This is a genomic window from Gardnerella swidsinskii (assembly GCF_023277705.1).
Lineage (GTDB): Bacteria > Actinomycetota > Actinomycetes > Actinomycetales > Bifidobacteriaceae > Bifidobacterium > Bifidobacterium swidsinskii.
Genome location: NZ_CP083176.1, coordinates 1,279,917 through 1,296,954, shown reverse-complemented (window position 1 = coordinate 1,296,954; position 17,038 = coordinate 1,279,917). Strand labels below are relative to the sequence as shown.

Annotated in this window: 4 protein-coding genes; all 4 read right to left on the bottom strand. The window is 42.1% G+C overall.

Annotated features, from left to right (window positions below):
• Nucleotides 1-131 precede the first annotated feature (131 nt).
• The 4 genes from K9E37_RS05200 to K9E37_RS05185 all read right to left on the bottom strand — a co-directional run bounded on the left by K9E37_RS05200 (nucleotide 132) and on the right by K9E37_RS05185 (nucleotide 16,640).
• Nucleotides 132-6,167, bottom strand: a complete 6,036-nt coding sequence (locus tag K9E37_RS05200) for a S8 family serine peptidase (protein ID WP_248893164.1) — start codon at nucleotides 6,165-6,167, stop codon at nucleotides 132-134.
• Nucleotides 6,168-6,899: 732 nt separating this feature from the next.
• Nucleotides 6,900-8,033, bottom strand: coding sequence for a class C sortase (locus tag K9E37_RS05195; RefSeq protein WP_248893162.1), 1,134 nt, complete (start codon nucleotides 8,031-8,033; stop codon nucleotides 6,900-6,902).
• Nucleotides 8,034-8,701: 668 nt separating this feature from the next.
• On the bottom strand, nucleotides 8,702-10,333 hold the full coding sequence (locus K9E37_RS05190) for a SpaH/EbpB family LPXTG-anchored major pilin (RefSeq protein ID WP_248893160.1): 1,632 nt from the start codon (nucleotides 10,331-10,333) through the stop codon (nucleotides 8,702-8,704).
• A 259-nt stretch (nucleotides 10,334-10,592) separates the two neighbouring features.
• Complete coding sequence (locus K9E37_RS05185; protein WP_248893159.1) at nucleotides 10,593-16,640, bottom strand: Rib/alpha-like domain-containing protein; 6,048 nt, start codon at nucleotides 16,638-16,640, stop codon at nucleotides 10,593-10,595.
• Nucleotides 16,641-17,038: the final 398 nt, after the last annotated feature.

The following is a 17,038-nucleotide window of genomic DNA, read 5'->3' as shown; positions in this document are numbered from 1 at the left end:
AATATGTAAAACAAACTATGGATTATTCTCCAAAATATATTACATACAAAAAGAGCACTCCCACCTTACTAGAAGATGAAAGTGCTCTTTGTTTATTTACTTTTGTTTATTTATTTACTTATTTTGTTTATTTACTTGCTTGTGTGCGTATGATGGCGGCGAGTTTTAAACGTTACAGCACCGCTTGCAAGCAACACCATAAACGTCACAACCATGCCAATCACACTGCTACCAGTCATCGCCAAATCAGAAGTCATCTTCTTGGCGGCAGACTTAGCGGCAGCCTGCTCCTTTTCAGCAGCCTTCTGCTTTGCAGCAGCGTTGCCGGATGCAGCACCTGCGTTGGCAGAAGCATCTGCATTAGCAGAATCCGCATCTTCATTCAATTCCTTATCAGAATCATCCTTTGAGGACGACTCCGAATTATTACTGGAATTACCTACAGTAGTGAAGGATTTTCCACCATGATTACCGCCGTGGTTAGAGCTGTGGCTGCCGCCGTGATTACCACCACGGCTATTATTGTTGGTATCACCGCTTGCATTACCGCTAGTGCTGCCACCGTTGTTGCCACTACCGTTACCGTAACCTGTGCTTCCACCTTCGCTATTACCAGTATTACCAGAGTTACTAGTATTACCAGCATTACCGCTACCATTCTGGTTCTGATTATTCTTATTATCAGAACCAGTTTGGCTGCCACTATCAGAAGAAGCAGAGGAAGATACAGATACCTCTCCAGAAGCAATCTGGTTACCATTTGCATCCATAAGTAAGATTGTGTGCTTACCTGAATATCCGCTAGGAATCAAAGCCTTGAAATAGTACTTACCGTTTTCATCAGTATGCACTGTCACATATTCATGACCATCTTCACCCTTAAGATCCTTAGGATCAGAGTAAATGAACGCATACATGCGATCACTGGATTTGGCTTTCTTCACAGCTTCAGGCTGTCCAGAAACATAAATCTTTACTTCCTTTCCAGCCGTGACATTCTTGGTTTCTAATCCAGCAAGAGACTTTTGGATCTTTTTTGTAGAAGCAGGAGGAATTGGTGCAGAATCAGTTTGAGTTGACTCATCCTTGGTTCCTGGATTACTTGGCTTAGACGGATTCTCACTAGGCTTCACCCCATTTTTCACCGTGAATGTATATGCAGTAGCTCCATCTACATTATTACTTGCGTCGCTTGCTGTATTACCGGCAAAATCGGTCGCCTCAATAGTGATAGTGTGAGAACCATCAGTCAACTTCTTAGTAGGAATCTTCAACGTTAATGTTGTAGAACCTGGCTTATCTGGAGTTGGATTATCGTTAACCTTAGAAACATCCACTAATGTGTCCTCTACTGCTGTAGTTGGAAGATAATTTTCTGTATATGCTACTGGATGACCATCAACCATAACGCGCAAAGACTTCAAATTATCATCTGTTGCTTTAACAGTAATTTCGTGACCATCAGTAATTTCTTCACCTTCGACCAAACCTGCTTTAACAGTAGGATCAACTTCGTCAAGAACAACTGGAATCACACCAAGTAAATGAGATTCAACCTGATCACTTAAGTGCAGCAGCAACTTATCACCATTGTCTACTTGAATGTCAGTTGAGAATTGGCGACGAGTTGTTTCTTTACCATTCGTGTCCAAAGTGTAGAAATCACCTACAGAATCATTATTAATTCGCAAAGTTTGGCCGAAAGCATCATCTGATACATTTCCACTGAAAGTCACTGTGTCACGATTGGTGAACAACGTGTGACCATACAGTTTTGGAGTATCGAAATGTGCTGTTGGAGACGTAATGTCGAAGTAGAATGCTGCAGGAGTATCGATTACATTCGTTTCATCGTCTTCATCAGCATCTTCGTCAGTTGGTTTAGTGTTCACCTGCAAGCGGAAATCATTTATACCCGGATGCATTGGAAGCTTCACACTAAACTTTCCGTTCTTAATTTCAGCACGCAATGGGTTTGGAGTTACAAGATTTTTAGTTGTAGCATCAAAACGCGAAGCTGGAGTAAACACCACACTAGTCACCTTGGAACTCACATCACCTTGAGCAACAAAGTAATCAGAGCCAATAACGTCTGGACCATAATTCTTCTTATGAATTAACCAAGTATAAGAACCCATAGGTCCAGCGTTAGTAAGCATGAAATCTTTTGTTGCAGCTGTAGGTTTAGGCGTAGGAGTTGAACGACCAGCGAGAGCCAAACCTATAGTTGTAGTGTTTTCAGCAGAATCAGTAGCTACAAGAGTTACCATAACAGCTTTAGCGGCAGGAGTAATAACTGTTTTGAAGCTACCGTCTTTGCCAACAGTTACTACTTCTTCAGTTTCTTTACTAGCTGCAGCTGTATCTGCTTGCTTCACATTTGCATTAATATTCGCTGCTGAAGTTGTATTAGCACCAGAAACAGCTTTAGTAGTAGATTCAGAGGCAGAACCAGAAGCATGATTGTTCACAGAACCAGCAACTGCATTAGCTGCAGTAGTGTTGTCAGCAGCCTTTTGATAATTAAGCGTTAGCTTTACAGTATCTCCAGGAGTATCAGTTACTTTACCAGCAATTGTTACTTTACCATCTGCACTTACAGGCAAATTACCCTTGTTGTCAAGACCATCAACAGTAATCTTAGGTGTTTGTGCATTAAACTTTAAAACAAGTTTCTTATTGCCAATACGGTCACCCTTACTATCAAAAGCTTTAAGCATCACAGTATTTTCACCATTTTTCAGTGGCACAAACGCATAGAAAGTATTCTCACCCTTGCGCTTTTTAGCTAATTTGACTTCCTGCTTTTTACCGCCTTCAGGAGTCACATAAGCTTTTATAGAAGCAACATCTTTAGTGAGATATCCCTCAAGATAGAACTTACCATTAATATCTGGGTCGGTCTTACTTTCTTCTAGAGCATTAGCTTTAATTTGTTGAGAAGTAAGTTTTTGTTCATTTGGAATAATAAACTTCTTGTTCTTCTTAGATTCTTCTGAACCATCCGGTTTCTTCACAGCATATGTGTCGAATACCTTTTTAACCTCAGTTGAATTCATAGCATTGTCTCGAACAAGCACATCTATGTATTGAGCTTCATTACCAATGTGAATAGTCTTGCACACTCGCGTACGAGTTGCTTCATTCAACGGGCATTGAGTGTCTTCATCACCATAGTTCAAGGCATCCTTTACACCAGGAAGATGAATAGTTGGTACGCCAGGATCAGGGCTTAACTCATCACTAATAACAATCTTCACATTGCCGTTAGCATCACGATCAGATACTGTGACTTTAGGTCCATGATTATCGATTGCTACCTTCATGTCATAAGTTTGCCAATCAAACTTATCTCCTAAGCGAGCTTGAATACGATACGTGTACCATCCGTCAGGAAGAATTTCAAATCTACTTGTTTTTGGATTCCACACAGACCCGTCAAAATTTCCGGCTAAGCCATCGGTTGCTCCAACATTAGAAATAGTAGAACGATTCACGTTGTGTTCTGTTCCAAGAACAATCTTAGTTTTATTATGTGAATCCAACACAGAATATTTTACTTCAGATGCACCGCGGAATATAGCCATAGATGGAACAACATAATCCATCCAGCCATCTCTATTTGCAGGTGAAAATTCGCCAAGTACATAAGGCTTCGTTTCATTATTAACCGGAAGTTTACCCATAAAACCAGCTACAGAAAGCAATGATGTCGTAAGATCACTATGGCTTGCACTATAGCTTTCTCCCGGTTTTACCATTATAGGTTCATCGTTCCAATCGCCAACAAAGCCAAGATATGGCACAGAAACATCTGGCTGAGTATCAGTAAGCGATTCAAATCGCGCCCAACCTTCAATATAATGATTGCCTTTAGAACGATTTAGGCTTAACGTAAACTTAACATCAGCGGTTTTGCCAGGCTTTACCGTAACTTCACGCGTTTTTGATTGCAAGGTTTCAGTATTACTAATAGAGGTTACTGTATCTTTATTTGTCTCATTAGACTCATTTACAACATCCTGATCTGGGACAGCAAATTTTACTGGATTCTTACCATAATTATGCAAAGTAACTGTAAAGTTGCGATCAGCATTCACGTTTTTAAGAGCAACGTACGAATTGCCGTTGACTGTTGCAATCACGTTAGTAGCAACAGCTTTATTAACCTGCGCTAAACCTGCGCCAACCTGACGAGGAGCATACGGAATCTGCTTACTATCTGCAGAATCTTTATGTCCAATAATACTTGCTGTATTCATTAATGCTTGGCTTACACGAGTAGCCATTTCAGACTTTTTAAGATCAGGGAAACGCTTCTTATAGCTTTCCATCACCAACGCTGAAAGACCGGAAACGTTTGGAGCAGCCATGGAAGTACCAGACATGCTGGTGTACTTATTTCCATTCTGCGTAGACCAAACATTACCACCGATACCAGCAATTTGAGGTTTAAAATCAAATTCTGGAGTTGGACCCCAAGAAGTAAAGCTAGAAGGCTTCCCATCATCCGGATTGGCGATAGTAACGAATTGTTCAGTGAAAGCAATCTTTACTTTCTCACCATTATCTAATGCTTTTTTAATTTCTAATGCATAAGAACGAGGAATAGACGCACCAAAGCAACCTTTGATTTTGTCCAATCCACCCATTCCTATGAATAAGGATGAATCTTTGTCGTGATTGTAAACAATCACACCTTTAGCACCTTTAGAAATCGCATTATTAAACTTTTCAGTAAAACTGATATCGCCACGTTCTACGAGAGCATATTTACCTGTAAGATCAAGATCTTTAACATCAGCTTTAGTGGCTTTTTTAGCATCCACAAGTTCATGCTGAGATAGTGCATCCGTTAAAGAACCAATAGAATAGCTGTACGGCAAAGTATGTGACTTGCCATCTTTTCCAACCCAATTTGCAGACTGCTGAGTAATATTTGAATTTTCTACAGAAGCAACGCTGAAAGCAGAAGGATAAGAAGATGGTGAACCAAGAGTTGCATCATCCCACTTACCTAGAACATCGTCTATGCCACCACTTTCAGAGAAGTTCAAGCCGGAGTTTCCTGCAGAAATAACTGGAAGCACACCAGCTTCGTGAGCCTTCTTTAAAGCGAGAGATGTAGCATTAGAAGTTCCACCAAAACCGTTATCTGATCCGAGAGACATGTTAATAACATCAGCACCAAGCTTTACAGAATCCTCGATTGCAGCAACAATATCAACATCACGAGCACCATGCGAACCCGGCACGTTTGAGAATACTTTCATAGCAAGCAGTTGAGCGTTTGGAGCTATGCCATCAACACGATTATGTTCAGATGCAGGAGCACCAGTCTCATCGCCGTTAGCAGCCACAATACCGGCAACGTGCATACCGTGCTGTTCCGCACCCGAGTCTGTGAAATTAGTATTTTCATCAGCGTAATTGAAACCTGCAGGCACTTTGTCAGTAGTGTTGCCTTTACCTGTTGGTTGTAATCGAAGATGCGTCTTAGCTGAAGCATCAAGCTTCATATCTTGGTGAGTTGGATCTATGCCCGTATCGATGATGGAAACCAACATACCAGTGCCATCAAGATGATATTTTTTAAACGCAGCTTGCACACCTTGCAAATTACGTGCAGTATTTTCCATTGGATGATATAAACGTTCTTTTGCGACAGAAACTACACCTGGCTCACGTTTCAAATCTTGAACGTGTTTTTCAGGGAGAGTAGCTTCAAAAGCACTCATTAAATAACCAACTTGGCGACGAACCGTCATATTGTATTTTGACTTTACGCGGTTAATTAAAACATTCTGCTCATGAATGTTGGCTTTTTCGTCATAATTCGTGAGTTTCGGATGATTATTTTTCAACGTAACAACAACAGTTACTTGAGCATTTGAATTTTTATTAAATTGATCTTTTTTACTGTAATGCTCAAAAGCTTTAGCAAGAGTTGGATTAACATGGCGTAAATCTTCTATAGACTTAATCTCACTATTAGCTTTTAAAGATGAATCAAGTATCTTAGAGACAAGTGCATTTCCATCTTTTTTAGTTTCATTATCATTTTTTGCAAATGCCGCAGGAACTGTACCAAGCGGCACCATAAGCGTCGCCGCGGCCACACTTAATGCTGCTAAACGAGTCAGATATGACGTTCGTTTGAACTTCATAAACATACTCTCCTTCAAAATGGTGGTTGTTATCCCGGAAAAATTTCGGTTCTAGCTATCACAAACTCATACCAACTGCCAAAATCTTTCATACTGGCTGCCAAAATTTTTCATACGGGTGTAAATATTTTTGTTACGCTGGTTTGAATCATTTCCGCTAAATATCGCATAAGAGATATACCCCCCCCCATGCAAACAGCAAGCAATGGTGCATTTTTTGCAAGTGCAACAAAATATTTTTCATATACTCTAGCACTTGTTTAAAGAGAAAAAATTTTTTTAACTTGTTAATTTAGCAAATAAAATTTGAAAAATTATATTTAGGATAGAAAAAATGGCTAAATTACGCCATTTTCTCGCAAACACTTTTCCACAAGTAACATGTAAAAAATCTGTAGTTAACATATAATTTACAGAATTTTTCAACAACCTTGCATTTTGACAATGTTTTTTTAAAAAAATATTGCTGGTTTACCAACTAATGTTAGTGCGTTGCGCAATATAAACCGTAAATTTTTCAGCCAACCGACGATATGCGCAACTGACTTAAATTTTACGCTCGCGCGAGAGTTATCTCACGTTTGGAGGGATTAGCGTTGTGCGACGCTCCAAACGCGCGCAGTAACGCGCTCACTGCATATAGTCGTCGCGCTACGCGAGTAACACTAAAATGCTAGCGATCGCACGAGTAACACATCACGCGCTCGCTTACGAAACTCGCCTACTCTTGCGCTACTCGCGACGCAACTTACGCAGCATTTTGCGCGAAAGTACCAGCAAATGCTTGCCGCGAATGTCGAGCTGTCGCCATCGCTTAGACGTTGCCGCGGCAATCATCATGGACAAAATAATCAATGAGAACGCCATTGCAATCACGAATAGCGTCATCCAAAGCGGCCATTGCATGTGGTCATTCGGCGGCTTCACGGGGTCCGGCAGCACACGATACCCTGTCACCAAAAGCCTATGCGAGTTCACACCATACGGGGTACACGTTAGCAGCGTCGCCAAGTCGCGCCCCTTTTCGCGCTGCAACAAACTAATATCGTGTGGCTCAACAACGCTGATGCGGAACACTTTGTATCGTAAAGTTTCGCCTTGCACGTCGAGGTAGAAGTAGTCGCCCTTCTTTAAATTCACCAAATCATCAAACATGGTGGCGTCAGCAAGACCCGTGTGCGCGGTAATAACTGTGTGGCGGTTCTTGCCACCAACCGGCAAATCTGTGCCGTACAAATGACCAGCGCCGTGCGCTAAAACTTCCTGCGAACTGCCGTGATAAATAGGAAGTTTTACACCAATTTTCGGAATTTTTACGATGCCGATAATGCCCATAGGCTCCTCAAGTGCCCTAAGATAACGCTTGTATTCAGGCGTGTTAGTTACGTCTTTTTGCCCATCCGGACTATACGGATCCGTGGTAAGCATATTCTTGCGAGTTTTATTGTAAAGCTTCGCTGCGCGAATGTGAGCGCGGCGCACGTCACCAGCCTGATCGTGGTTATACTTGTCGTACGCGTTAGAAATTTCCTTCGACACGCGATTGTTCCAAAGCGTTGAAACAACAGGGTAACTGAAGCACAAAATGCCTGCCAACACGAATGCGATTGGCTCGACGATGCGGCGGAGCTTAGATTTTTGCTGCGATTTTTGGGCGATTGTGGTAGTTTGCGCACTTGCGGTAGGCTGCGCGGAAGAGTTTGGGTCTGCAGGATTAGTTTCGGATGTAACAGTTTCGATTGCGGTAGTTTCAGCAGCGCTAGTTTCGGAAGTGCGATTCTTGAAAAGCTTGCTTACGATGGGTGTATTCAGGGCGATTTTGTTGAGGAAAGCATATACTTTAGCAACAGCGTCGTTTAATTTCATGCTTCCTCGTTTCGTGAGTTTAATAGGCTTAAATTGGTTAAGTTATGTGGTTTAGTTTATTTGCGATTTTGTTTGCGATATTCTTACGTATCGTCTATGAGTTTTGACTGGTGTTTTCTGCAAACGGACTAATGAGCCTCGAAAGTTTTCAGCATCGCAACTCCCGTCCTTCGTCGCTTTAACTGTTAAAGGTTTTACTGTCTGCTTTGTTCTTAAAAGAATGTTGCTTCCTCAGTCCTCTTTTATTGCTCTGCCCGAAAACTTTTGAGACTCTACCACATTAGACCACAACACAAAACTCATAGACTCGTTAAGTTTGTTACGTAAAGTGCGTGGTTTACTAAGTGCAACTAGAGTATCGAAATTAAGCTGCGGGTGGGTTCGTAGGTTGAGGTTTCTGGTGTAGTGTGTGCAGCAGCAATGACGCTAGTGTTCTTTAAGCAATAAATACTCAACGTCTGCAGAGCAATACTGCTAAAGTTCACTAAGCAATAAGTAATCGCCGTTTGCAAAGCAATACTGCAAAGCTACAGAAACAACGTCGGCAGAACTCTAATGAATTAGTTTATTATTTAGTTATTTTTAGCTATTAATTGGGTGGGGCGCAGGAAGTATAAATCCCTGCACCCCACAAGACACTCACCTAACAGCGAGCATCAAAACCCAAATCAGGCAGCCTGCTGCTCTTCATCCTTCTTGCGATTGCGCAAGAAGATGAACATACCAACAGCAACCAAGCACATGCCAGCCAACGCGAAGATGATCACGCCTGCAGCACCGGTCTTTGGAAGGTTGAACCAGTTGTGATCCTTAGTCGGGACGTTAGCAACATCAATAGTTGTAGGGGCAGTACTTGTAGATGATTCGGAAACTTTGACTATGTGAACTTGACGGTCACGCTCATAATTAGCTGGTGCTTCAGTTTCCACGAGGTAGAATGGATGAGTTGAATCATCGATAACAACTTTTACAGGATTGGCAAACTTACCACCTTCAATAGTAGTGAGTTCACCAACCTTTGAAGCATTCGCACATTCTGTTGCTTTAGTATCGGCAGCACACTTATCAGCATCATTCTTCTTAGCGAAAAGCTTGAACTTGGCGTCTTTAACCTTCGTATTCTTACTGGAATCAGTACCATCGTACTTGTTTACTTGTAAGAATCCATATTTAGAATCAACTTTAGAGCCTGGATCGTCTGGAACTTCTGGAGTTGGAACTGGCTTATTCTTGCCCTGTCCCGGAATAAAACCAGACTTATTGGTGAAACTCGTTTCATCGACTTTCGTAGGATCCTTAATAGTGAACGCAAATTCAATTTCTACTTTTGCATCAGGATCAGCTTTAGCTGCATTTGCGATTGTTGTTAATCCAGGTTCATTGAAAGAAACCTTAATACGCTGTTGGTCCTTTGCATCAACTTCTTTAACGGAGTTAGCAAGCAAATCATCAGATTTATTCTGCTCAACAACTTTGTAAATCACTTTTACAGACTTAACAACTGTCGAAGGTTCATAGCTAGTGAATACATTCTTAGGAGCCTGATCGAATACAGTGTATCCCTTCAAATCATCCTTAGTCCACTTCGAACGTTCTGTATCGGTATTACTAGTCACAGCAGCAGAAATCTTGTAGGTCATGGTATCGCCATTACCCACGAATGATGTTTCATTGTCTCCATGAACAAGAGTCTTCTTAATCTTACCAGCAAGGCTCTGGTTCTTCGGTTTTGCAGTTACATTGTAGTTATACTCAATGTTTTTACCATTCTCATGAGTGATTTCTGGAATAGTCATGTAGAACGGTGCCACATCATTAGAGTGATTAGGTGCTGGCTGTGTTTCTTCTACCTTATAAAGACCGACGGCAAGTCCATCGAATTTATGCGAACCATCAATACCTGTTGAAGCTTCCTGTGTATTCTTTGAATCAAATTGCATTCCGTCAACTTTAGGATTAGTGTTAAGTTCTTTTACCTTAGCAGCAAGAGTTTCCCAATCCTTGTATTTTGTAAGATCTAGCTCTGCTGCATCATTCGAAGAGAACTTCGTAACTCTTTGTACCTTGAATTTAGCATTAGCAAGAGGAGTGGATGTGTCATCTTTACCCTTATCCTCATATTTCATGATGGTGATGGAACCCTTTTGCGCCTTGCAAGCATCAGACCAAGGCGCGCCAGAATTGCACGTATCCGCAGCCCAAGCAGAGCTGTTTGCCACCACGGCGCCGGCGACGCACAGCGTGCCAGCCATTGCGAGCGAGGCGAATGCTGCCACGCATTGTTTAGTGAATTTATTCACTTTCTTCTCCTTTATATCAGTGCCCTTGTGGGCAGGTTTTGAGGAAAATACGTTTATTGTTTTATTTTGTGTTGCGCACGGTCGGCGGAGTCATCGCAAAGCCGCATGAACTCTGTCGGCGGCTACGATTTGCGCCGCGCGCAGCAAGATTAAATCCGAACCATGCTCCGAAATAAGTACCATCACTACGTAACGCGTAATGCCATTGCCAGCACATGGAACGTTGATACTGCAGTTTTTAAGCTGCAGAAAATTTTCATCAGCATCGCCACCTTTCGCTACGTCGCCTTAAAGCGCGAAGCTTTTTGGCAGTTTTGCAAATAAAATCTTTAAGCAGTGTCTTACGCAGCAACGCCTCGAGCATCGCGCGCCCCCACTTGGTTTGTTCAAGGAAGAACCCAGCCGCCATCACGCCCGTGCCAATCACAGCAAACGCACCAAGCAGCACATTCCAGTTCATTCCGCCGGTCTTTGGCAGAGCGAATTTAGGCGGATCGATCACGGTCACATTAACAGCAATTCTGTTCCAGTCTTTTCCAACGGTTACGCCGGCAAGCTGAGTTGTTTGCATATTTGTAGACGAATACTTGTTACCTTCAATAAGACTTCCATTAACAGTGTTATTAAACACCGTCAGCGCATTCGGCTTCAACGCAAACACAGCGCACGTGTAATTTCCAGCCTTTTGAGGTACGCCAGCAATATCGTCTTCACTGCGAGACACAGCACTTTCTATGCTGTTCGGATCTTTATCCTTCGTAAAGCCATACAGCAAGTTAGCCATGCAATTCTTACTGTCTTGACTGCAAGACTTTCGCTGATCAGCATTTGCAAAAGCCCACGGCTTTACACTTTCGCCATAATTCTGGTTCAGGTGCATATTGAGCGTATCGTCAAGCCCGCGACTCCACTTTTGCTCGCCTTGCTTAGCACACATCATACGCAATGAAATATTGCTACGATCCTTCAAGCTCCACGCGAGCACATACGGATTCTTAGCAAGGCTCGTGCCGCTCATAACGGTAAGAGAATTACCACTACCAAGCGTGTCATGAACAGGATCAGCGTCTTGAGATCTGAGCAATGTCATCTTAAGATCCTTCTCAGCTCCACTGAGGTCTCCAACTGTAACTTTCGCATACACAGGCTTGCCGTTGTTACCAGAATCCGAGTCGTCCGAAGTGGAGCCATCCGGGTAATGGATGACAATCTCTTTCAAGTACGCTTTAGGAGCAACAGATTGATCTGGGTGGAAGGTCACTTTGCCGTAGCGAGTGCCGTCATCCTTGGAACTGTGCTTGCCCTTCTTTTGCTTGGAAGGATTGTCAGGCTTATTGCTTTGCTCACCAGTTTTATCGGCGGCATTGCCAGAAGCCCAATACGACCAGTCTAAAGACACCTTGTTTCCAGCAGTACCGTCATTATTTACTTCAAATCCGTGAGTAGCATCCTTAAACTCAAACCAAGTTCCGTCCGGAAGCGCACCAGCCTTCACAGCATCCTGGTATTTATCCGCACCGTTAGCACTCTTAACGCTTTGCGGCACAGCATTCTCAACCTTTTGACCAGCCGTAACGCTCACATCAACATACTTCGGGTTGTAGAAGTGGTTGTCGTTGTGAATGTGGATTGGTATTGCGCGATACGCGTAGTCAACACCTTTAACCGCGTTTTTGTTGCCGTTATTACCATCAAGCTTCCACTTGAAATCTTTCAAAGGATCAGTGTTATTCTTACTTGCATCTTTGTTAAGTGCGCCAACAGCTGCATCGAATCTAGTAAGCAAATCGTTATTGTCTTTACTAAACTGTTTTGCTTTAATCGCGTAAACTACGCACTCGTAGTCGCCGGATTCGTTAGCCTTGCCTTTAATCCACCCACGAGTACGCTCAGTGGTATCTTTTGAGTTACCATTTGCAATGTAATCGTCGTACAGCTGCCTATCAGGGTGGCACTGACTTGCATCCTTCTCGCAAGCTTTCTGCGCTGACGCATCTTCAGTATGATCCCAAATCTTTACATCTTGCATCTTAATACCAGCAATACCGCCCGACTGGTAGTGAGACTTAGTGCCGTCTGAATTGATCTTATTGCAAATTGTGCGCAAATTGATTTTTCCAGGCTTATACTTGGACCATGAATCAAGCCAACGGGTCGTCTTTTTAGAAGTACTAAGTTCCTCGCCCTTAGTGAGTTTGATGGTAGTATCATTCCAGTCGCCGCTACCTTCACGATCGCCAACATTCAGCCGTAAATTACCAGCATCCTCATCATGCGATCGCGTAATGTCTACCTTCGCATAAATAGGTTTACCAAGATTACCAGAGTCCTTATCTTCAGAAGTGGAACCGTCCGGATAGTGCACAATAACCTGCACTTTGTCAGAACCAACAGGGAACCACTTGTGCGGTCGGAACGTCACCTTGCCAAACTGACCCGTGCCATTCTTAGCTGAATCACCAGAGTCAGCTTTATTATCTTGATCATCCTCAAAGAATGTGTAGCTTAAAGATTTCTTAAACTTAAACCAAGTTCCGTCCGGTAGATCACCTTCGCGCACATCGTCTTGCAACGTATTAGCATCGTTGGCATTCTTCTTGCTCTTAGGCACCTCAGTGGCTTGTTTGGTACCAGCCTCCATGCTAATAGTCTTATACTCTGGGTTGTAGTAGTGAGCATCACTATGCACATGAATTGGGAAGGTTACCGAATCCCAATCGATATGCCTTTGAGTGGCTTCTTGAGGACTATCTTCACTACCCGGCTTATCTGTTAAGACTGATTTAATAACCTCTTCAAACTTGCGATCAGCAGGTTTCTTTACAAAGTCATTTACAGCTTTATCAAACTTATTTTGTAAATCACCATGCTTACCATCTTTATTTTCAAGGTCTTTAATAGCGTACACAGTGCACACAAAGTCGCCATTTTCCTTAACCTTGCCATGTAACCAACCCCAAGTGCGCTCTACGGTATCATGCTCATCACCGTATAAGTAAAGGTTACGGTTGCAGTTTTTACCATGAACCGTACATTCATACTTATTCTTTTCAGTAGCTCTTGTCCATTGTGATGGTTGTTTATCAATAAATTCACCGCTTGTAGTATTACCTTTTCGACCGGCAAGTGTCAGACCATTAATACCATCAATCTCATAGCTTTCAGGTTTACCAGTTTGTGGATTCTTTTTATAGCAAAGCATGCGCTGATAAATTTTTCCTTGCTTAGCACTTGACCATGAGTCAAAGAACATTGGCTTAGTGTTACCAGTAGCGTCGCCTAACACTTCATCTTTACGGAAACGCATACCATTTTTATCATTGTTTTCAATTCGTCTTCCGCCATATTGCGAATAAACATTGAGCTTTAAATCATTTTTTTGGATCGGTTGACTAGTTACCTCTACAGGCGCATATACAGGCTTGCCAAGATTACCAGAATCCGGATCTTCAGAAGTGGAACCATCTGGATAATGCACAATTACAGGAGCAAAATATTCACCAAGCATTACAGTTTTTTCTGGAGAAAAAGTAACTTTGCCATATCTAGCGTCAGTAGTACTATCTTCAGGCTCATCCTTGCCTGATTTCTTGTTACTTTGCTTATTGACAAATTTATACCATGTAAGAACATGTTCATTATCTTTAGGATAGGTTCTTAGCTCAAACCAAGTGCCTTTTGGCAACCTAGTACCATTCTGCACAAGCTCCTGTTGACTCTTGTCATTACCTTTCACGCCGTTAGCACCAGAATGGCTTACTGGAGCAGCCGATTCTTTAGACTTACCACCAGCCTGCACATATACCTTATCGTATTGAGGGTTATAATAATGCGCGTCGGAGTGAACCTTAATTGGCACAGTCCTAGATGTATAATCAATATCTTCTCTTAAACCCTTGAAGGTATCCGGATTAATGATATTGGTAGGAGAACCGGTTTGCTTTTCAATATCTTTGTTCTTTTTAGCAGCATCCTCAAATTTCTTCAAAGCTTTAGGCTTCAAAGCATACACAGTGCACTGGTAATTGCCAACCTTTAGTGGCTTTCCTGTGATGCTACCACGCGTACGCTCCATGGTTCTGCCTGTGCTATCAAATAATTTGTTTGCTGCACAGCCCTGACCATTTCGGCACTTTTCTTGTTCCTCATCAGTAGCATGAGGCCACGGTTTTTCACCATTTATTGTTATTCCATTAATACCGTTAAGATAAAACTTAAGATTCAGAGGATTTGTAGTATCAGCACACACAGAGCGAATAGTAATATCGCCAGGTTCCTGCACTGACCAAGAATCTATCCATGGTTGTGGCTTAACTTCACGATTCTTGCGGAATACGAATCCATCGTTGTAGTCAATCTCTTGACCATTTTGGTTCTTATGAATATGGAGCTGCAAGTCACCAGTGCCAGGGTTATCTCTTGTTACATACACTGGAGCATTAACTGGATCACCATGATTACCAGAATCTTTATCCTTCGAAGTTGAACCATCAGGATAATGCACAACTACAGGTCTCTTCTCAGGCTGACCAGTTTTAGAAGCAGAAACCCACTTATTTGGGTGGAAAGTGACAACACCAGTGGACTCGTTATTAATCTTTGCCCAAGTTGGTGGATTTTGATACTTATTATAAGTTTCAGACTTAAATTTAGTGCCAGATGGGAATTGTTTCCCTCCCCTGTCTTTTGGATTTGGAGAATTCTTTTCTTCACCAGCTTTTACTGTAGTATCGTCATAGTAAGGGTTATACCGGGACGCCTGCGAAACAACGTGTATATCAACGCCTTTTACCTTCACAATTGAATTGTTCATTTTACAATTGTTTGGCTTAGGGTCAGGATAGTTTATTTGAACTTCAAAATGTATAGTTTTGTTTCTATCAGAAGCCTTAGGACTATACTTAACTTCGCCTGTTTTTGGGTTAATATATGCTTGACCAGGCTGCATATTATTAGGATTATTAGTCTTAGTAACACCATCCGGAAGTATCTCATGATTTCCAATTTCATTCTTTTTAAACGTAAATTCTATTCCAGCATCAGTTGGAATCATCTCAGACGTAGTTCTGCCCCCATGATTTGGCATGTCCTTATAATATTTAAAATCGCCGTTATAAGAATCACCAACCCACTCACCAGTATTTATATACGGTTTCACGGAAGTAACTTCACCGTAAACAGCGTCCTCTTTAGACCTCTTTGGGAATTGGATGTCATCATCATTTTTAGGATTTAAACCATACTTAAACTCTTCCAAGTCTGGTATGCCGTCGCCATCATGATCATACGGACCAAAAACTGTAAACTTATGCTTATCTCCATAGTAGGAAATCCAACCTGCCATAAAAGGTAACTTATAAGGGTCACTGCCTTCTTCAACTTCTGCAGTAACAATCCAGCGAATAGAATCTACAGCGTTATCTTGTTCCCAAGATTTAAATAACCTACCAAAATTACCAGCTCGACGCCATGTATCTACTTCACATGTTGCATCTGTACCTAAACCACATTTTTCAATAGATGCTTTCCAGAAATTCTCATAATCACTATCACCTGGTAAGCGCGTAGCATTAGTATAACCATTAAAATCGCTTGGTATTTGATCTTTGCCTCGTTCTTCCCAAACAAACTTTTTGCTTCTACCACTGTAGCCAGCAAATTTTGTACGATACCTTGTAATTCTTATGCTATTATCCTTGATGTTTTTTGGAAGAATAAGATAAAAATCAGGTCTACCATCATACGCATGTAGAGCAGTATTTTCATCACAATCTACATTTGGGTTTTCTATTTTTTTAATTCTGCATCCATTTGCGTTAAAAAGAACATTCCAAGTGATGGTTGTTTTTTTCTTTCCATTAACGGTTACCGTATTTATATCTGGTGGCTGAACATCGAAATCTCTATATACATCATAACTCGCAACAGAGTTAGGAGAAATATATCCATTACCAATGTAATCCCAACTAACATTAGCCGCTTTTGCTTCTTTCATCGGCGGCACTATGAGCATGGTTACTATGGTGGCGGCAACTACGAGCATTGCAAAGAGCACGCGGCGAAGAGTGTGAGATGGGCGTGCTGCGCGAGCGATGGTGACGCTGCCGGAAGTAGCTGCGCTGCTGGAAGTGACTGCATTGTCGAAAGAAGTGTTGGCGGTGGCGAAAGTATTGGCATTGCTGGAAGAAATAACTGCGGTGCTGGAAGTACGAACAGCGCCATCAGCACTGGTCTTACGCCAGACCAAAGCGCGCGACGCAAGACGACCCACGCGTGATGCGAATCCACGGAACTTTGCTGGTAACATTTTCTCGCCTTCCTAGTCCTCCACTGCTGCACAAGCCGCAGTATATCTCAAATTCCAACTCTCTAATCTTTAAGACTTCACGCACTCAACCTGCATGCGATGCCAATGCTCAGTGCACTAAAATCTTGTGCACTCACTACTGCAAATACCATAGACAGAGCCAACCACAGGTAGTCAGTATAACATACCCTTATGCCCTATATGCAAGCATGGTTGCCAAAAGCCTCTAATATTTATACCCCCCCCCCCATGAAGGATTTCAAGCAAAACACGTATTATAATTGTGCATATAAAAAATTTCTATAATTCGCGAATATCGCTAAAAAATCTACTGTAAAACGCAATTATAATGAATAATTTCCGACGCCAAAACGACGAAATTGCGTCTTCGGCGTGTC